The organism is Vibrio sp. SALL6 (genome assembly GCF_002002385.1).
GTDB lineage: Bacteria > Pseudomonadota > Gammaproteobacteria > Enterobacterales > Vibrionaceae > Vibrio > Vibrio parahaemolyticus.
On the sequence record NZ_MQVK01000002.1, the window covers coordinates 13,165 to 32,645 of the forward strand.

A 19,481-nucleotide genomic window follows, 5' to 3' on the forward strand; every position below is an offset into this window, starting at 1 on the left:
CTACGTTTCTAACAGAAACCAAAATAGATTTGTGATGACTGAAGTGCCCCAGAGCATCCCCTTCCAGCCGGGAGGCTGCAAAATATTAGCCATGGGATCAGGCACCGTGAAACAGCGAAAAAAACGTGGCAAGTCGACAAGAAAGATATAAAAGAAAAGACAACGAGAATTTTCAATGAAAAGAATGTTAATTAACGCAACTCAAAAAGAAGAGTTGCGTGTCGCTCTGGTTGATGGCCAGCGACTTTTCGATCTTGATATCGAGAGTCCAGGACATGAATCTAAAAAAGCGAATATCTACAAAGGACGTATCACACGTATTGAACCAAGCTTAGAAGCCGCATTTGTTGATTACGGTGCTGAGCGTCACGGTTTCCTCCCTCTTAAAGAAATTGCCCGCGAATACTTCCCTGAAGGTTATACCTACCAAGGCCGTCCAAGCATTAAAGAAGTGCTGACTGAGGGCCAAGAAGTAATCGTACAAGTAGAAAAAGAAGAACGTGGTAGCAAGGGCGCAGCTCTAACCACGTTTATTTCTCTTGCGGGTAGCTACCTTGTTCTTATGCCAAACAACCCTCGTGCAGGCGGTATTTCTCGCCGTATCGAAGGTGATGAGCGTACTCAACTAAAAGCAGCATTAAGCACTCTAGAACTGCCTCAAGGCATGGGTCTGATTGTTCGTACTGCTGGCGTTGGTAAGAGCGCAGAAGAACTTGAGTGGGACTTGAACGTACTGTTGAACCATTGGAGCGCGATTAAGGGCGCGGCAGACTCTAACCCTGCCCCATTCTTAATCCACCAAGAAAGTAACGTTATCGTTCGTGCAATTCGTGACTATTTGCGTCGTGATATTGGTGAAATCCTTATCGACAGCAACACCATTTATGAACGTGCGAAAGAGCACATTCAATTGGTTCGCCCAGATTTCATCAACCGCGTTAAGAAGTACGAAGGCGAAGTGCCGCTGTTTAGCCACTACCAAATCGAGAGCCAAATTGAATCGGCTTTCCAACGTGAAGTGCGCCTACCATCTGGCGGTTCTATCGTAATCGACCCAACGGAAGCTCTGACTTCTATCGATATCAACTCTGCTCGTGCAACTAAGGGTGGTGATATCGAGGAAACAGCACTTAATACCAACCTAGAAGCAGCAGACGAGATCGCTCGTCAATTGCGTCTACGCGACTTAGGTGGTCTAGTGGTTATCGACTTTATCGATATGACACCAGTACGCCACCAACGTGAAGTAGAAAACCGCCTACGTGAAGCAGTTCGATTAGACCGTGCTCGCGTACAAATCGGTCGTATCTCACGCTTTGGTCTTCTAGAGATGTCTCGTCAACGATTGAGCCCTTCTCTTGCAGAAGCAAGCCACCACATTTGTCCTCGCTGTAGCGGCACAGGTGTTGTTCGTGACAACGAATCTCTAGCACTTTCTGTTCTTCGTTTGATTGAAGAAGAAGCACTAAAAGACAACACAGCTCAAGTATTGGCTGTAGTGCCAGTGCCAATCGCATCTTACCTATTGAACGAAAAACGTCGCTCGGTTAACCATATCGAACGAATTCAAGAAGTTAAAATTACGGTTGTTCCTAACTCAGACATGGAAACACCGCACTTTGAAGTAATTCGCGTACGCGAAGGTGAAGAGTTTGATTTAATTTCTTACCTACTTCCTAAGAAGTTGGAAGCAATGAAAGAAGCAGAAGGTAAAGAACCTTCTGAAACAGACATCAAACCTAAGCGAATCGAAGAGCCAGTTCTTAAGGGCTTTGCAGCGCCAGCTCAAACCGCTCCAGCTCCTGTTTCTAAACCTACGCCGGTAGCGAAGAAGAAAGAAGTAGAGCAAGAAGCAAAACCTGGCCTATTCAGCCGTTTGTTTAAAGCACTAGGTAGCTTCCTATTTGGTGGTTCTGAAGAAGTAAAAGAAGAACCAAAACAAGAAGAGAAGAAATCAAACCGCGACAACAAGCGCAACAAACGCGATCGCAACGACCGTCGTCGTAGCAACCAACGCGATAACCGCGAAGGTCGTGAAAACCGTGATAACCGTCGTCGCCGTAAGCCTCGTGAAGAGCAAGCAAATGAGCAAAACGAAGCTCAACAGCCTGCAAACAAACAGCAACCAAACCGTAGCCAGAAGCGTAAGCCAAAACCTCAACAAGCTGAAAAAGCTCAAGAGCCGAAAGCAAACGCGAAAGTAGCGGAAAAAGGCTTGCAACTTGCGGCTGAAGCTCGCTCAGAAGTGAAGCCTGAAGAGAATAAAGCGAAAGCAAACGCGAAAACAGAGAAAGTCAAAGAGCGCCGCCAACGTCGCAAACTGAACAAATCTGTTCGTGTTAAAGATCAACTTGCCGATGAGCAAGTAGAAGAAACAGCAGTGAAAGCAATTGAACCTGTTGAGTCTCAAGTAGATCAAGCCGTTGATACAGCAGCAGACGCACAGCAAGACAACAAGCAAGGTGAATCGAAACAACGTCGTAACCGTCGTTCTCCTCGTCACCTACGAGCAAGTGGTCAACGTCGTCGTCGTGGTCGTGATCGTCGTCCTAACCCATTCCGTCTGCGCAAAGGCGGTGTAGCATCTCCTGAGATGGCAATGGGTAAAGTGATGCCACGTTACATTCCAAAACCAGCGCCTAAGAAGGAAGAGCGAGTTCAGGAAGAAGCGGTTGTGGCAATTGCAACTGTACCTGCTATGCAAGGTGGTTTTGCTTGCCCTGAAATGGCAATGGGTAAAGTCATCATCCGTCGTGAGCAACCAGCGGTAGCTGAAGCACCTGTTGTTGAACCTAAAGTTCAAGAAACAGTAGAAGCTAAAGCTGAATCACCGATTGTTGAAGCTGTAGCGCCTGAAAAGGCAGAGCCAGTAGCGGTTGATCAAGCTCCTGTAGAGCCGATCGTTGAAGTGGCTGAAGCACCTGTTGCGGAAGCAACAACAGAAACAGTTGTTGAAGAAGCTCCGGTTCAAGAGCCAGTCGTTGCAGAAACTGTGGAAGAAGCAGCAACAGAAGTTGCCGTTGAAACTCCAGTAGCAGCGCCAGAGATGAAAGCTGAAGTTATCAACGTTGTTGCTAAGCCACGAGCTAGCGCACCAATGACAAAAGCACCTGGTCCTCAAGAACTACGTGAAATCGAAGTAGCCGCAGCGCCGTTTAAAGCTGAACGCTACCAAGCTAAAGGTGCTGGTAGCCAAGTGGCAACAAACCGCGCCTCTGCAGCAATGACAAAGCCAAACTTCAACTAAGTTTGAATACATTGCGATAGCCTGAAAGCTAGAATCAAAAGGCCACCGAAAGGTGGCCTTTTTTTGTTTGTTCTCGGTCTAGCGTAATTGGTCATATTAATATCAACGACGGATCACATTTGTGGTTCATTATCCGTATCATTCTTGAACTTAATCACACTTTTCGGTAGCATTCGCCAACTCAAGTTTTCGACACCATTCTACTGCTGCTCTTTTATTACTACGGTTTACACTAAGTACCTTGAATGTATTTTCATCACTTAGTGGTTAATGCAAATACGAATATGTGTCGGGATAAACTCATCTCAACGAGAACTTAAAGACAAACATGTTCGAATTCCCGCAATTTTCTAAGCACTCTATTAAAAATGACGTGCTATCAGGTTTGACGGTTGCCCTGGCACTTGTCCCTGAAGCCGTAGCATTTGCATTCGTTGCTGGTGTAGACCCAATGGTTGGTCTGTACGCAGCATTCATCGTTGGCCTTATCACCTCAATCTTTGGTGGTCGCCCAGGCATGATCTCTGGTGCTACAGGCGCAATGGCTGTAGTAATGGTCTCTCTTGTTGCGAGCCACGGTGTTCAGTACTTATTTGCTGCCATTATGTTGGCCGGTATTCTGCAAATTGCTGCCGGTTTATTTAAATTGGGCAAATTCATTCGAATCGTTCCACACCCTGTAATGATTGGTTTTGTTAATGGCCTAGCGATTGTTATCTTCCTCGCGCAATTGGGACAATTCAAGGCTCCAGACATGAATGGCGTGCTGACTTGGCTTCCACAAGATCAAATGATGTTAATGCTAGGTTTGGTTGCGTTGACCATGGCGATCATCTACTTCTTGCCGAAAATCACAACAGCAGTACCATCTTCACTTGTTGCTATCGTAACCGTTACTGCACTAGTTGTTGGGTTAGATCTAGAGACACGTACAGTTGTCGACTTCCTACGTTCTATGTCAGGTAATGAAGCCGCTACACTAGCAGGCTCTTTGCCAACCTTCTCTATTCCATCAGTACCATTTACGCTAGAGACTCTGCAAATCATCTTGCCTTATGCAGTGATCCTTGCGGCCATCGGCCTAATTGAATCTTTGCTAACGCTGACCGTTTTAGACGAAATGACGAATACTCGTGGCCAATCTAACCGCGAATGTATCGGTCAGGGCATGGCAAACATGACATGTTCTGTATTCGGCGCGATGGGTGGTTGTGCAATGATTGGGCAGTCAATGATCAACGTAAACTCCGGTGGCCGTGGCCGTCTGTCTGGCATCGTAGCGGCTGTAGCTCTGCTGATGTTCATTTTGTTTGCGTCATCGTTGATTGAAATGATTCCACTAGCAGCCCTAGTTGGTGTGATGTTCATGGTTGTGATTGGCACATTCGAATGGGCAACATTTAAGTTGGCTCGCCGTGTACCAAAGCAAGATTTCTTCGTTATCGTACTAGTAACCGTCGTTACAGTACTGACTGACCTTGCTGTTGCGGTTGCGGTTGGTGTAATCGCTTCAGCGCTGATGTTTGCATGGCAACATGCGAAGCACATTTACGCAGATACTTGCTTGAACGCAGAAGGCTCAAAAGAGTACAAAATTCACGGTCCAATTTTCTTTGGTTCAGCAGCAAACTTCCTCGAGCTGTTTAATGCGCCAGAAGATCCTAAAGATGTGATTGTCGATTTCGCAGACTCTCGCGTCACAGACCACTCGGCAATTGAGGCAATTGAAACGCTAGCAGAGCGCTACGCTTCCATCGGCAAAACGCTTCACCTTCGTCACCTAAGTCCGGATTGTCGCAAACTACTCGACAAAGCTGGCAGTCTAGTCGAAATCAACGTGAAAGAAGACCCTAGCTACAAAGTCGCAACCGACATTTTAGCTGGCTAATCTATGCGTAAAGGGATGAGCAATGCTCATCCCTTTTATTATTTATCTGATATCGTGATAATTACAGCTTCTGCAAAACCGCTACCGACGCCTCTTCGATTAAGTCCAATACCAACTCAAATCCATCATCTCCACCATAGTAAGGATCTGGGATCTCGTCATAACTCGAATTAGAGTGGCTTAAAAATAGCGAGACTTTATGACGATGTTCTGCAGGACAAATATCGAGTAAGTCAGCCAAGTTTGCTTTATCCGCAGCCAGTACCAAATCGAAGTCTTCGAAATCTTGCACTGACACTTGGCGTGCTCGCATTCCTTTAAACGAATAGCCACGTTGTTTCCCTGCCGCCATGGCTCTTGAGTCTGGTGTGTTTCCAGTGTGATAGTCAATTGTCCCAGCCGAATCAATGTCGACATCGACACCTAACTCTTCCGCTTTAGCTCTCAGAACGGCCTCACCGGTTGGTGAACGGCAAATATTTCCCATACAAACAACGAGTATTCTCTTCATTTTATTCCCTGAATTATCGATGGTTTTTCTTCACGATATGTTGGTCTATCATAGCGAGATAATTCAATGAACCCAAGCTACCGCGGGCAAAGCACGAAACGGATTTAAGGAAGTATTATGTCTATCGAAGAAAATAAAGAAGCACGCCATAAGGCACGCCAACAAAAAGTAAAAGAACAGGTAGACGCAAAAATTGCGGCCGCTCAAGAAGAGAAAGGTCTACTGCTGATCATTACTGGTAATGGTAAAGGTAAATCGACATCTGGCTTTGGCACGATTGCTCGCGCCGTCGGTCACGGCCTTAAGTGTTCAGTGGCTCAATTTATCAAAGGCACTTGGGACAACGGCGAGCGCAACTTGCTAGAAAAATTGGGAGTAGAATTCCAAGTTATGGCGACTGGTTTTACTTGGGAGACGCAGAACAAAACCGCCGATACCGAAGCAGCGCAACTGGTCTGGAAAGAATGTAAGCGTATGCTGCAAGATGACTCTATTGATGTCATCTTATTCGATGAGCTAACTTACATGGTGAGTTACGGTTACATCGATTTGGACGAAGTGGTCGAAGCGTTAAACAATCGCCCAAAAATGCAGTCGGTTGTGATTACTGGTCGTGGTGCACATCGCACACTAATTGAAATGGCCGATACCGTTTCTGAAGTGAAGAATGTAAAGCACGCATTTGAATCTGGCGTAAAAGCGCTGAAAGGCGTCGACTGGTAAAGCTTGCAGCACAATGAAAAAAAGGGTTGGTACAATGCCAACCCTTTCACTTTCAACGCGTGGTTAGTTGAAAAGATTCTTCAACAGACCATCGACCGCTTCTTTGGTTTTCTCATCTTTGATTTTGTCCGTTAGCTTCTCTACGCCACGGTCAATTTCTTTCTGAGCTTTCTGTTTAAGAACATCATCGAATACGAGTTTGAATTTAGGGTCCGCCCACTTACCAGACACATTGATTGGAATCGTGATGTCCTTAAGCTCATCGATGTTTTTACCACCTTGGCCTTCTAGCGTACCCACAATTGAAGTACTGATAGTAAAGTCGACCGTCTCATTGATGTAGTTTGCACTGCCTTTACTACGCACACGTAGTAACGGTGATTGAGCATGCAAGTTGTCCGTTGATACCACACCTTTGTTTAGTTTCAACGTCGCGGTCATCGCACTGAAGTCTGTTTTCTTCACTTCGTTGGTACTTTCAACTTTTTGCCCTTTGAATCGCGCGTAGTTTTCACGAATCAATTGAGCAACGTTGATGCCATTTACCGCACCATCAGCAAAGTTAATCACTACCGTACCAGCAAGGTTCTGTTTGATACCTGTCGGCGTCAAACTGCTACCTTGGACATTCACGTCGATGTTACCCGTACCTTCTAGCTTGTCGTTGTTAGCAACATCAATCAGTAGCGGTTGAACTTTCACACCTTTGATTGATTTTTTCACGCTGTAAGTCGCTGGCGTCTTACGTGCATCTAGCCTTGCTGTTGCTGAAATTGTGCCTTGGTACAACTTCGAGCTAAATGATGTGAGGTCAAACACACCACGATTGACAGTGAAGCTCGCTTTTACCGCTTCCATTTTTGCGTTAGCCGCTTTGAACTTATCGATGGTGATATCACCTTTGACATCCAGCGTTTTCAGTGCTGAAAGATCCGGCTCAACTTCAGGCCCCGCGGATGCACTCTTACCACCAGATGCTGGCTTTTCGCTTGCTGGTGCTTGTTTATCCAAGCCTAAGAATTCATCTAAATCGATATTAGGGCTATGAAGGGCAAAACGTATTTTTGGAATGTCTCCCAATGTCACATCGGCTTTACCATCCAATGCAATCGCGTTTGCGGTTAACTTCTCTAGAATAAAGCTAAGGTGGCTTTTATTTAGGTCAAATGAAAGGTCAGAGACCATATCAACTTTCATTGGTGATTGTGGCAAAGCATCACCTTCAAAGCTTGATTTCAGCGTAAGCTTATTCAACAACACTTTGCTAATCGCTTGGTCAACCGTAAGCTGCCCACCGCCTTGCATGTCCAGCTTCATACCAGCCGCACTGCCTTTAAGCGCGTAGTTAAGATTGTTTACTTTATCGAATTCAAATGTATCTAAGCCAATTTTTGCCGATTCAATAGTGTTGTTTGGATCAGTGTACGTCGCATCAACATTGATGTTCTTCAACGCATAACTGGCAAGACCTTTCGCCAGTTTAAAGTCTGCCTTACCTTCTGCTGTAAACTTCTGGTCATTCATTTCGCCTTTCACACCAAAGTCAGCTGTCGTCCAGCTGTCAAAAGCAAATTCAGAAAGGTTCAACGATACATCATACAGCTTGGTGTAATTGCCGGCTTGCTTGTCTTGAATTTCTAGTGAGCCATTAGAAACCGTAACACCAGCCAGGTTGATACTCCAATCTAAGCCTTCAGACTGCGATTCACCACTTTGATCTGGTGCAGTATCATTCGGTTGCTCTGCTTGTTGAGTTTGCGCTTTCGTTAGAGCATCAATGTTCTTGCTGCCGTCTTTCTTCGTTTCAACGTAGAACTCCGCACCATCTAAAGTAATGTTACCGATTTCAAGTTGTTTGCTAAAAAGTGGTGTGACAGAAACATCAACACCGACAGTGTCGACTTTAAAAAGATTTGGCTGACTAAAACCTTGCGGGTTACGCAGTTCGGTTCTTCCCAATTCAAAACCAATTGATGGGAAGAATTGCCAACTGATATCCCCTTCAATCACTAATTCTAACCCTGTTTGTTTCTGAGCTTGCTCAACAATCAGTGGCTTAAATTGGTTTGGATTGACAAAAATAGTTAACGCTAAAATTGCAGCAACAAATACCACAACAGGTATCGCGAGAACTAAGAGCAGTTTCTTCATTTGTTTTTCCTTGCTCGTGTGTTTTTAAAATTATAAGCGCAGACTAGATTTACCGCCGAGAGTTCCACAAAAGCGTGAAAATCATCCGGTTTTGACATGCAACTGACTAATTTAAAAACAAAAAAAGAAGTGGCACCTAAAGTGCCACTTCTTATCATAAAAATAAAGCGATATAGCCGTCTAAAGACTTAAGCTTTCAAAAGTTTTGCAATGTGAGCTTTTAGTACATCGATCGCGATACGGTTCTTACCGCCACGAGGTACGATGATGTCCGCATATTGCTTAGAAGGTTCGATAAACTGCATGAACATCGGACGAACAGTTTGCTGATATTGCTTAAGAACGGATTCCATTGTACGGCCACGCTCTTCAACGTCACGCTTAACACGGCGAAGTAGGCAGATATCCAGAGGCGTATCCATAAATACAGTCGCGTGCATCAGGTCACGAAGACGAGGGTCAGTAAGAAGAAGGATACCTTCTAAAATGATTACCTTTTTAGGGGTCATTGTGGTGGTGTTACTTGTTCTTGTGTGCTCTGTGTAGCTGTACTCAGGCACTTCCACGGCCTCACCACGTACAAGCTTCTCTAGGTGCTCGCACAATAGGTCGTGGTCCAACGCACTCGGGTGATCGTAGTTCGTCTTTACTCGCTCTTCCATGCTTAGGTGGCTTTGGTCGTTGTAGTAGCAATCTTCCGTGATGACACCGATTTGATGATCGCCTACTTTCGCGCGAAGCTCATTGTAAATTGTGCTCGCGATCAGACTTTTTCCAGAAGCAGAAGCGCCAGCAATACCTACGATGACGCATTGATTATTATCAGACATTAGTTTGCACCCGATGATGATTTCTAGTCACATAAAAAGATAAACTGCCTGATTATAGGGAGTTCACCCCGTAGTTACTAGCTGGAATTAGAGTTTAGTCATAAGTTTCTGCCTGCCCAGAGGATTAACCTCCGGGCAAACGTTAAAATGTGCAACTTTCAACCACCAACCTCAGTTTACCATTGTAAAACTGATTGCATCTGGTTTCGCTTTGCCTTGCCAAAACATTGTGCTACACACTCGATCTGCAAGCTGTTTGTAGTAGCCTGAATGCTCACTGTCAGGTCGTCTCGCAACGGTTGGCACACCAGCATCAATGTCTTCTCGCATAGAAATATGCAACGGAATTTGGCCCAATAGCGCTAAGCCAAACTCTTGAGACATTTTCTCCGCGCCACCCATACCAAAGATGTGTTCAGTCGCGCCACATTGGCTACAAATGTGGTAACTCATATTTTCGACCACACCTACTACTGGCACATTGACTTTGTTAAACATTGCTGCGCCTTTGCGCGCGTCTGCCAACGCTAAATCTTGTGGCGTCGTCACCAAAACCGTGCCGGTAACAGGGATTTGTTGTGACAACGTCAACTGGATATCACCCGTGCCTGGTGGCATGTCTATCACTAAGTAATCCAGCTCTGGCCAATCGGTTTCATTCAATAGCTGAGCTAACGCTTTCGATGCCATAGGGCCACGCCAGATCGCTGCTTCAGATTTATTAACTAAATAGCCGATAGAATGAGTATAGATGCCGTGAGCAAAAATAGGCTCCATCCATTTGCCATCACGAACTTCTGGTTTCGCATCTTCCTGGCCGAGCATCATCGGAACCGATGGACCGTATATATCGGCATCCAATAGGCCAACCTTCGCTCCCGACTGCGCGATAGCCAAGGCTAAGTTAACGGCTGTTGTGGATTTGCCCACCCCACCCTTTGCAGAGCTCACCGCAATGATATTCTTCACACCTTTCACCGCATTAGAAACCTGCGTTTCTAGTGCTTTTACGCCGAGTTCAATGTGAAACGGAAACGCGGCTACAGCTTTGGATGCTTGCTGTTGTTGAATCCATTTTTGCAATGTGCGCTGAAGCTCATTACTAGCAAATGGCAATGTAATCTTCACCTCACCTTGAGCGGTGATGGTGACAACGCCGTGAATATCGGCCCAGTTTTCCACTAACTGTGGATGTTGAAATTGATTAAACCAATGACAAAAATCTTGTTTTGAAGTGAACTGATGCATAAGTCCTCCTTTTGAGTACCATGCTACCACCGACCCGACATAACCAGAACCCTAAAAAAACTAAGGCATTCCGCGGTTTGACACCTTGGAGTTAGTGAGTTCATGGGGTAGTATTATCCATCAAAATTTTTTTATACCTATCAAGAAAAGCGAATATTAAGTATGGCAAACGATCCAAGACACCTTCCTTCAAGGAAACTGCTGGTAACTTGTGCCCTTCCGTACGCTAACGGTTCGATCCACCTTGGCCATATGCTTGAGCATATCCAAGCGGACATTTGGGTTCGTTACCAACGCCTACGCGGCAACACTGTAAACTTCATCTGTGCTGACGATGCTCACGGCACGCCAATCATGCTTAAAGCGCAACAGATGGGTATTACTCCAGAAGAGATGATTGCCGCTGTTAGCGAAGAGCACCAAAAAGACTTCGCTGGCTTTGATATCAGCTTTGATAACTACCACAGCACGCACTCAGAAGAGAACCGCGAACTGGCATCTCACATTTACCTAGAGCTAAAGAAAAATGGCTTTATCTCTAGCCGTACTATTTCTCAGCTTTTCGACCCTGAAAAAGAGATGTTCCTACCGGATCGTTTCGTAAAAGGTACATGTCCTAAGTGTAAGTCTGAAGATCAGTACGGTGATAACTGTGACAACTGCGGCGAGACTTACAGCCCGACAGAACTGATCAATCCTAAATCTGCAGTTTCTGGTGCGACGCCAGTAATGAAAGATTCTGAGCACTTCTTCTTTGACCTGCCTCAGTTTGAAAGCATGCTAAAAGAGTGGACTCGCTCTGGTTCTCTGCAATCAGAAACCGCGAACAAGATGCAAGAGTGGTTTGAATCCGGTCTGCAACAATGGGATATCTCGCGCGACGCACCTTACTTTGGCTTCGAAATCCCAGGCGAAAAAGACAAGTTCTTCTACGTATGGCTAGATGCACCTATTGGCTACATGGGCTCATTCAAAAACCTATGTAACAAACGTGACGATCTAGACTTCGATGAATACTGGAACAAAGACAGTAAAACTGAACTTTACCACTTCATCGGTAAAGACATCGTGTACTTCCACAGCTTATTCTGGCCTGCAATGCTTGAAGGTTCTGGCTTCCGTAAACCAAACAACGTGTTCGTACACGGCTACGTAACGGTAAACGGCGCGAAAATGTCTAAGTCGAAAGGTACATTCGTGAAAGCAAGCACGTACCTCGATCACCTAGACCCAGAATGTCTACGTTACTACTACGCAGCGAAACTAAACAGCCGTATTGACGATCTAGATCTTAACCTTGAAGACTTCACTCAGCGCGTTAACGCTGACGTAGTCAACAAGATCGTTAACCTAGCATCTCGTAACGCAGGCTTCATCGCTAAACGTTTCGAAGGCAAACTGTCTGACAACTTCGCTGAACCAGAGCTTTACAACGAATTCGTGGCAGCGGCTGACCGTATCGCAGAGCTTTTTGAAGCTCGCGAATTTGGCCGTGCTATCCGTGAAATCACGGCACTAGCAGACAAAGCAAACCAATACGTTGACGAGAAAGCCCCTTGGGTTGTAGCGAAAGAAGAAGGCAAAGATCAGGAACTACAAGAAATCTGTTCTGTAGGTATCAACCTGTTCCGCGTACTAATGACTTACTTGAAACCAGTAATGCCAGCTCTTGCTGCACGCACTGAAGCATTCCTAAACCAAGAGCTAACTTGGGAAGGCATTGCTCAGCCACTCACAGGCCACGAAATCACTAAGTTCAAAGCGCTATTCAACCGTATCGATCCAAAGAACATCGAAGCGATGATCGAAGCATCGAAAGAAGACGCTGCAGCAGAAATGGCAGCGAAAGAGAAAGCTGAAGCGGCTAAAACAGAAACTGAGCTAAGCAAAGACCCAATCGCGGACGAGATTGAGTTTGATACTTTTGCTCAAGTGGATTTGCGCATCGCTCGCATCATCTCTTGTGAAGAAGTGCCTAAAGCAAACAAATTGCTTAAGTTCCAACTGGACATCGGTGGTGAAACTCGTCAAGTTTTCTCTGGCATCAAATCAGCCTACAAACCTGAAGAGCTAGAAGGCAAGCTAACCGTAATGGTAGCGAACCTAAAACCTCGTAAGATGAAATTCGGTATGTCTGAAGGCATGATCCTAGCGGCAGGCCCTGGTGGTAGCGACCTATGGATTCTTGAGCCACACGAAGGCGCTCAGCCTGGCATGCGTGTAATGTAATTCCCTTACGTTACGCTTGAAATGAGTTCAATCCCCGCCTCTCTCGGCGGGGATTTTTTTGATCAAATTCACATTATGGGGGAGCTTCTGCACCAATAACGCGCAAAACATTTAGGTTTAAAATTTAACCATTTGTTTTTAAAGTAATTTTAATTGGCATCAAAACTGCAAATTTCTTCTTGCTAGGTCCAAACACTAACAAGGAGTTGGTTATGTTTGTTTTGATTTCAACGTTATTATCCGTCGCCATATTAGCCGGCATTTACCACCTTTCCACAAAACGCGAACAGCAACATGCACGAAAGTATCAGTTGCTTACCCTACTTCGCGATGTCGTTAACTTGCTTAGACGTCATCGAGCAATCACACATTACTCCCTTCAATCCCAACAAAACTATGATCGAGAAATAGAAGAGATCCATCATGCTCTCAACAACAAGCTGCACCTTTTGTTGGAAACATCGCGCTTTGAAAATAAACCCATGTATCGTGTGTTACAGATAAAAGTCAGTAAGTTGCTAGAACAATGGCAGGAAAACAGCATCGCGAGAAATCAAATGGAGCACGGAAAGCTGATTCGACATTGTTTGTTTTTAATGGATGAAGTCACTATTGCGTGGCTAGCAGTTGAGCAACGAGATGAGTTGCATGATGAGTACCACATGAATTGGCAAACCATTATCGATAGCCTCGAAACCTTGACTCAACTTCGTATTAGCATTCAAGACTTAAACGAACAAGGAGGAAGCGTTCGAGTAAAGAACTACGCATCTGTAATGACACGTAAACTGAATCAGTTAGCGGTAATAGCACCATTGACTATCGCAGCGCCGATCTCCGTACGTTCGACACAAGCGTTAAACGACTATGTCGAAGGAAAACACACCGGACTAACAGAAGAAGAACTTTATGGCATCACCTCAGATCTGTCACTGACGATTTTCAATACCTATGATCACGTGCTATCAGATATTGTCGAAACACTGTATTTGCCTTTGCCCAGACTCTCATTAGCCTGAAAGACTCATTTTTCGACATAATTGCATGAGGAACTAGATCAAAAGCCGTAAGTAACGAGCAATAAAAAACCGCAGGCATTGCCTGCGGTTTTTTCTAACTTTGCTCACTCAATGCTTAGCTATCATCTTCAGTGAAGTTGGTTGGTAGTTGCTTTTTCATCTCGTTCCAGATTTGAGCACTTTCCATGCCGTAGTGGCGAATTACAACTGGCAATTGTTCACGCTGGCCCGTTTCACAAGTTTCTAGCAGTTGACGGTAGAATCTTAGCGCCAAATCACGTGAGGCCGGGTTAGAGAAGTAGTAACTGCCAACGCGGTCATACAGCTTCTTCAAGCCATTGAAAATCAAACCGTAGATTTGGTTACCAGAGTGGAATGCTAAGCGTTGGAACAACATGTAATCGTAAAAGTTAAATGTTTTCGCGATCAAGATTTCCTGACGCTTTGCTTCATCTTTTTCGTTGTCTTCTTTAACGCTTTGAAGCACCTTATCCGCATACGGAGAAGAGGCAATAAAATCATCCCAAGATGATGCATTCACAAGCGCTTCACAAGACTCAATTACGTTCTTGATTGTACGCTCAGAGTTTTCTTTGTTCGCCTTGAATGCATAACGCATAAAGATAGGGCTGATGTTGGTACGTGCCGCAAGCAAATCTTCTACAATATTTGTTGCATTATCGACGTCTAGCGTCATCAACGTATCCAAGATATGCAGACCAGATGTCTCCATAAATTGGTTAACTTTTGTTGGTTTACCGTGTTGGATAGTCAACCATCCATCACGTGCTAGTCGTTGAAGAACCTCTCGTAAAGTCGTTCGAGTAACACCAATCAGTTCGGACAGCTCGCGCTCAGCAGGTAAAATTGAGCCTGGAGGAAAACGGCCGTTCCAAATGCTCTCGATAATATATTTTTCTGCGAATCCCGCAGGGCTTTTCGCCTTAATGACCATTCTACTTTTTATCCAATATTGATTTCTGAGGGTCGATACTACTCATCATACCACTACTTAACGATTTGAGAAAATTTACGATCAATTATTGACACGATCCCTCAATATAGAGTTAATACTCTACACGTTCGCTGAATTTAGGATACTTAGTGAAGCAGTTCAAAGCCGTAAAATTTGTATTTTATAAAAAAGAAACCGAACACAAATAGAGAAAAAATAACGACAAGTACGTCACATTTTTATGTTCATAATATGCAAAATAAATTTGTATTGTCTGGTTAATATTCCTTTTTAATTGATCTTTTCTCGTCACTTGGCGTCATTTAAAATCCAAGGGGATTTTTTCAAGCTTTCCATGATATAGTAACGCCGTTTTGATCGCGTTATTACACTTAAAAAGTAGTTTTAGTCGGAAGCATTACGTTTTGTTATTGACTAATAAAAGCCGGAGTGTAGAGTTTGCGATCGAAAGTGAGCGGTGCTTGAGTTCAGGGGAAGTAACTTGGCAAAACTACAATAAAACAAAGGATTGTTGTTTTACTAAGTTATTGTTTTAAAAGACTAGTTAATAAGTCTAACAAACAGATACTTGAGCGCTAATTGTAGTGTCTATTCATAATATTGTTATAAAGAGAATTATCATGCCGATATCGCTCGGAAACGCTTTTATCAAGAATTTCCTTGGTAAAGCGCCTGATTGGTACAAAGTTGCCATTATAGCCTTCCTTATTATTAACCCGATTGTTTTCTTCCTAATAAATCCATTTGTTGCTGGGTGGTTGCTTGTCGCGGAATTTATTTTCACGCTTGCAATGGCTTTAAAATGCTACCCATTACAACCTGGTGGTTTACTTGCAATTGAAGCTATTGCTATTGGCATGACCAGCCCAGCGCAAGTAAAACATGAGTTGGTTGCGAATATAGAAGTATTACTACTTTTAGTATTCATGGTTGCGGGTATCTACTTCATGAAACAGCTTCTGCTGTTCATCTTCACCAAAATCCTGCTTGGTATTCGTTCAAAAACTCTGCTTTCGCTTGCATTCTGTTTCGCAGCCGCGTTTTTGTCAGCATTCTTAGATGCGTTGACAGTAATCGCTGTTGTCATCAGCGTAGCAGTTGGTTTCTACTCGATTTACCACAAAGTTGCTTCAGGTAACCCAATTGGCGATCACGACCATACTCAAGATGACACCATCACAGAACTGACTCGTGATGACCTTGAAAACTATCGTGCATTCCTACGTTCGCTGCTTATGCACGCTGGTGTGGGTACCGCGCTGGGCGGCGTAACAACGATGGTTGGTGAACCTCAAAACCTTATCATTGCAGACCAAGCGGGTTGGTTATTTGGTGAATTCCTAATCCGTATGTCTCCTGTGACGTTACCAGTATTTATCTGTGGTCTTATTACCTGTGCATTGGTTGAGAAGCTAAAAGTATTTGGTTACGGCGCACAACTGCCTGATAACGTACGTCAAATCCTTGTGGACTTTGACCGCGAAGAACGTAAGACACGTACAAACCAAGACGTCGCAAAACTGTGGGTACAAGGTATTATCGCCGTTTGGCTGATTGTCGCGTTAGCGCTTCACTTAGCTGCCGTTGGCCTGATTGGTCTGTCTGTCATTATCCTAGCAACGTCATTTACTGGCGTCATTGAAGAGCACTCAATGGGCAAGGCATTTGAAGAGGCTCTGCCTTTCACAGCCCTACTCGCGGTTTTCTTCTCGATCGTTGCAGTAATCATTGACCAAGAGCTATTCAAACCTGTTATTGACGCCGTGTTAGCCGTTGAAGACAAAGGCACACAGCTTGCCCTCTTCTACGTTGCGAACGGTTTGTTATCGATGGTTTCGGACAACGTATTCGTAGGTACGGTATACATCAACGAAGTAAAATCAGCCCTTATGGAAGGCTTGATCACGCGTGAACAGTTCGACCTGCTAGCAGTTGCAATCAACACTGGTACAAACTTACCTTCTGTTGCAACGCCAAACGGTCAAGCCGCTTTCCTATTCCTACTAACGTCTGCGCTAGCACCGTTAATTCGTCTGTCTTACGGTCGAATGGTAGTGATGGCATTGCCATACACTGTCGTTTTGGCGATTGTAGGTCTGATGGGCATCATGTTCTTCCTAGAGCCAGCAACAGCGTCTTTCTACGATGCGGGCTGGATTGCACCTCATACCGGTGATCTGACTCCAGTTGTGTCTGGCGGACACTAAAATTTGAGTTGATTAGGAAACTTATACACGATAAAAAGCTCTGAGTATTCAGAGCTTTTTTCTATTTCAGACAGGATTGAAACCGTGACTATTTTTTCATCACTTAACCAATTTTCGAAGGGACGCGTATCGTGGTTGCTTCTTCTTTTGTTCATCATATTTTTTGAAGCCTGCGCACTCTACTTCCAACACGTAATGATGCTTGCACCATGTGTAATGTGTATTTATGAGCGTGTGGCAATGATGGGTATTGGCGGTGCAGCTATCATCGGACTTATCGCACCGAACAACGCACTATTCCGCTGGTTAGGGCTTATTGGTTGGGGATTAAGCTCGTACAAAGGATTGATGCTTGCAATGCAGCATGTTGATTACCAGTTCAATCCATCACCATTTGCAACTTGTGATCTTTTTGTCACCTTCCCAAGTTGGGCTCCGTTAAACCAATGGGTTCCTTGGATGTTTGAAGCGTATGGCGATTGTTCAAAAATTGTTTGGCAGTTCTTCGACTTATCGATGCCACAATGGTTGGTAGTTATCTTCGCTGGTAACTTGGTTGCTTTGGCGTTGATCGTGATTGCACAGTTCTTTCCGGTGAAACGTAAGAATCCAATTCGTTAAGGCGTATAAAAACATAGATGAGAAAAAGCCGACCTTAGGGTCGGCTTTTTATTGGGTTCGATTCAGTAACTCGCTTTTATAGTGTTACTTACCACAACATTGCTTGAACTTTTTACCGCTCTCACAAGGGCATGGATCGTTACGACCTACATCTTTAAATGGGTTTAGGCTTTGAGATTTATTGCCGACCATTAGTTCATCTGCACCCAATGCGACTTCAACTAACATCAAATCAAGTTGATCAACAAGGTCTGTTAACGCTGGCGGTGTTTCAATGCCCGCGTCACGCATATGTTGCTGAGTAGACTCTTCATCAATGGCTAGCATCATTGTGGTAAGCAGCGCTTGCAACATACGTTGTAAACCATCATTTAACTCAACCTCTTGCCACTGCTCTTCAATCAAAGGCCAAACCGACATGAAACCTTCAGCAAAATCGGCTAACTGCTCAGGATCTTTTCCAGTTAGCTCTAGAGCTGAATACTCATTACGTAAAATACGGTTATGTTGCTTGTGAATTTGCTCTTCGACCGCTGGCTGAATCGATTTAAAACCTTCACCAAATAACGGCTCAAGCCAGGCCTCTGGCGCCAAAGGTTTTGTGGTTAGGTTTGCGGCAAGTACCGCACCTTCAATAAATAGCGAAGATTCATCAAGTTGAACTTCACCTTTTTCAATCAAAGTGTATTGCATGACATCTGGTTTCCCATGAATTTGGCGGCATTATACTCCAATACAAGTGAGATGCCAGTTGGCACCAGCGCCGAGTCTTTTAATGACAAACTTAGCCGACATCGCTACAATCGCCCTCCTTTTTATCACCAAACTGTATTAGGCAAACTATGCGAGTTGTATTAGGCCCAATGGAAGGCGTTTTAGACCATTTGATGCGCCAAATCCTGACCGAAATAAACGACTATGATCTGTGTGTGACGGAGTTCGTTCGAGTGATCGATCAAGTCCTGCCAGACCATGTCTTTCATCGCTTATGTCCGGAGCTTATGCAAGGCTCTCAGACCACTTCTGGTGTGCCTGTACACGTTCAACTACTAGGTCAAGAGCCACACTGGATGGCGGAAAACGCAATCCGAGCAGCAGAGCTTGGCGCGCGCGGCATCGACCTAAATTTTGGTTGCCCAGCAAAAATGGTCAACAAAAGCAAAGGAGGTGCGGCGCTATTGCAGCATCCTGAGTTGATTCATAGCGTGGTAAAAGCATGCCGTGACGCAGTGCCTGCGAATATCCCTGTCTCCGCAAAAATTCGTCTGGGCTGGGAAAACCCTGAAGACTGTTTTGAAATCGTGGATGCGATTCAATCTGCGGGAGCGAATGAACTGACCGTTCACGCACGTACTAAGCAAGGCGGTTATAAAGCATCTGAAATCAAGTGGGAATACATCAATAAAATTCGCGAGCGATTCTCCATCCCTTTGATTGCCAATGGTGAAATCTGGAATTTCGAAGATGGTCAACGCTGCATTGAAACCACTGGTGTCGACTCTCTGATGGTGTGCCGCGGTGCGTTCAACATTCCTAACCTAGGTAACATGGTAAAACACAACCACACGCCAATGGTTTGGTCTGATGTGGTCGACCTGCTGATCTACTACTCAAAGTTTGAAATGAAGGGTGATAAAGGTTTGTACTATCCAAACCGCGTGAAGCAATGGTTCGCTTACCTGCGCCAATCTTACCCAGAGGCTAACGAATTATTCCGCGAAATCCGAACATTTAATAAAGCAGCACCGATTGTTGAGCACATCCAGCGCTACCGAGATGAACTCCAATCGCGTCAAAGCCAAGTGGCTTAAGCACTCCACATGCACAAATT

At 44.7% G+C, this 19,481-nt stretch carries 14 protein-coding genes; 8 read left to right on the forward strand and 6 right to left on the reverse strand.

All coding sequences use genetic code 11. The annotated features are described in order from the left end of the window. Positions 1 to 175 precede the first annotated feature (175 nt). The gene (gene rne / locus BIW15_RS00935) at positions 176 to 3,247 is read left to right on the forward strand and encodes a ribonuclease E (RefSeq protein WP_042765749.1); all 3,072 of its coding nucleotides are present in this window, start codon (positions 176 to 178) and stop codon (positions 3,245 to 3,247) included. Positions 3,248 to 3,575: 328 nt separating this feature from the next. After that, positions 3,576 to 5,135 (forward strand): SulP family inorganic anion transporter, encoded by a 1,560-nt coding sequence (locus BIW15_RS00945; RefSeq protein WP_017448358.1) that lies wholly within the window; start codon positions 3,576 to 3,578, stop codon positions 5,133 to 5,135. 61 nt (positions 5,136 to 5,196) lie between these two features. On the opposite strand, the gene BIW15_RS00950 is transcribed toward BIW15_RS00945, so the two are convergent. Further along, on the reverse strand, positions 5,197 to 5,646 hold the full coding sequence (locus BIW15_RS00950) for a low molecular weight protein-tyrosine-phosphatase (RefSeq protein WP_077280422.1): 450 nt from the start codon (positions 5,644 to 5,646) through the stop codon (positions 5,197 to 5,199). Between the two features lie 117 nt (positions 5,647 to 5,763). Here BIW15_RS00950 and cobO point away from each other — a divergent pair, with 117 nt between their 5' ends. Then, the gene (cobO, locus tag BIW15_RS00955) at positions 5,764 to 6,369 is read left to right on the forward strand and encodes a cob(I)yrinic acid a,c-diamide adenosyltransferase (RefSeq protein WP_005461596.1); all 606 of its coding nucleotides are present in this window, start codon (positions 5,764 to 5,766) and stop codon (positions 6,367 to 6,369) included. 63 nt (positions 6,370 to 6,432) lie between these two features. On the opposite strand, the gene BIW15_RS00960 is transcribed toward cobO, so the two are convergent. The 3 genes from BIW15_RS00960 to apbC all read right to left on the reverse strand — a co-directional run bounded on the left by BIW15_RS00960 (position 6,433) and on the right by apbC (position 10,598). Further along, entirely contained in the window at positions 6,433 to 8,520 is a 2,088-nt protein-coding gene (locus tag BIW15_RS00960; RefSeq protein WP_077280423.1) for an AsmA family protein, read from the reverse strand. 188 nt (positions 8,521 to 8,708) lie between these two features. Continuing rightward, entirely contained in the window at positions 8,709 to 9,350 is a 642-nt protein-coding gene (udk, locus tag BIW15_RS00965) for a uridine kinase (RefSeq protein ID WP_005461598.1), read from the reverse strand. A 171-nt stretch (positions 9,351 to 9,521) separates the two neighbouring features. Beyond that, positions 9,522 to 10,598, reverse strand: coding sequence for an iron-sulfur cluster carrier protein ApbC (gene apbC / locus BIW15_RS00970; RefSeq protein WP_021484884.1), 1,077 nt, complete (start codon positions 10,596 to 10,598; stop codon positions 9,522 to 9,524). 162 nt (positions 10,599 to 10,760) lie between these two features. Here apbC and metG point away from each other — a divergent pair, with 162 nt between their 5' ends. Then, positions 10,761 to 12,827 (forward strand): methionine--tRNA ligase, encoded by a 2,067-nt coding sequence (metG, locus tag BIW15_RS00975; protein WP_005482411.1) that lies wholly within the window; start codon positions 10,761 to 10,763, stop codon positions 12,825 to 12,827. A 212-nt stretch (positions 12,828 to 13,039) separates the two neighbouring features. Continuing rightward, on the forward strand, positions 13,040 to 13,846 hold the full coding sequence (locus tag BIW15_RS00980; RefSeq protein ID WP_005482403.1) for a hypothetical protein: 807 nt from the start codon (positions 13,040 to 13,042) through the stop codon (positions 13,844 to 13,846). 115 nt (positions 13,847 to 13,961) lie between these two features. Here BIW15_RS00980 and fadR read toward each other — a convergent pair whose 3' ends face one another. Next, positions 13,962 to 14,801 carry a fatty acid metabolism transcriptional regulator FadR gene (gene fadR, locus BIW15_RS00985; protein WP_005461531.1) on the reverse strand — a complete coding sequence of 280 codons (840 nt, stop codon included), beginning with the start codon at positions 14,799 to 14,801 and terminating at the stop codon, positions 13,962 to 13,964. A gap of 641 nt (positions 14,802 to 15,442) precedes the next feature. On the opposite strand from fadR, the gene nhaB reads away from it, so the two are divergent. Next, the gene (gene nhaB, locus BIW15_RS00990) at positions 15,443 to 17,029 is read left to right on the forward strand and encodes a Na(+)/H(+) antiporter NhaB (protein ID WP_005461506.1); all 1,587 of its coding nucleotides are present in this window, start codon (positions 15,443 to 15,445) and stop codon (positions 17,027 to 17,029) included. Between the two features lie 84 nt (positions 17,030 to 17,113). Further along, complete coding sequence (dsbB, locus tag BIW15_RS00995) at positions 17,114 to 17,650, forward strand: disulfide bond formation protein DsbB (protein ID WP_005461532.1); 537 nt, start codon at positions 17,114 to 17,116, stop codon at positions 17,648 to 17,650. Positions 17,651 to 17,734: 84 nt separating this feature from the next. Here the strand turns inward: dsbB and BIW15_RS01000 are convergent, their stop codons facing one another. After that, complete coding sequence (locus BIW15_RS01000) at positions 17,735 to 18,343, reverse strand: SEC-C metal-binding domain-containing protein (RefSeq protein WP_020838706.1); 609 nt, start codon at positions 18,341 to 18,343, stop codon at positions 17,735 to 17,737. A 149-nt stretch (positions 18,344 to 18,492) separates the two neighbouring features. Here BIW15_RS01000 and dusC point away from each other — a divergent pair, with 149 nt between their 5' ends. After that, positions 18,493 to 19,461, forward strand: a complete 969-nt coding sequence (gene dusC / locus BIW15_RS01005; protein WP_005461533.1) for a tRNA dihydrouridine(16) synthase DusC — start codon at positions 18,493 to 18,495, stop codon at positions 19,459 to 19,461. Positions 19,462 to 19,481 lie beyond the last annotated feature (20 nt).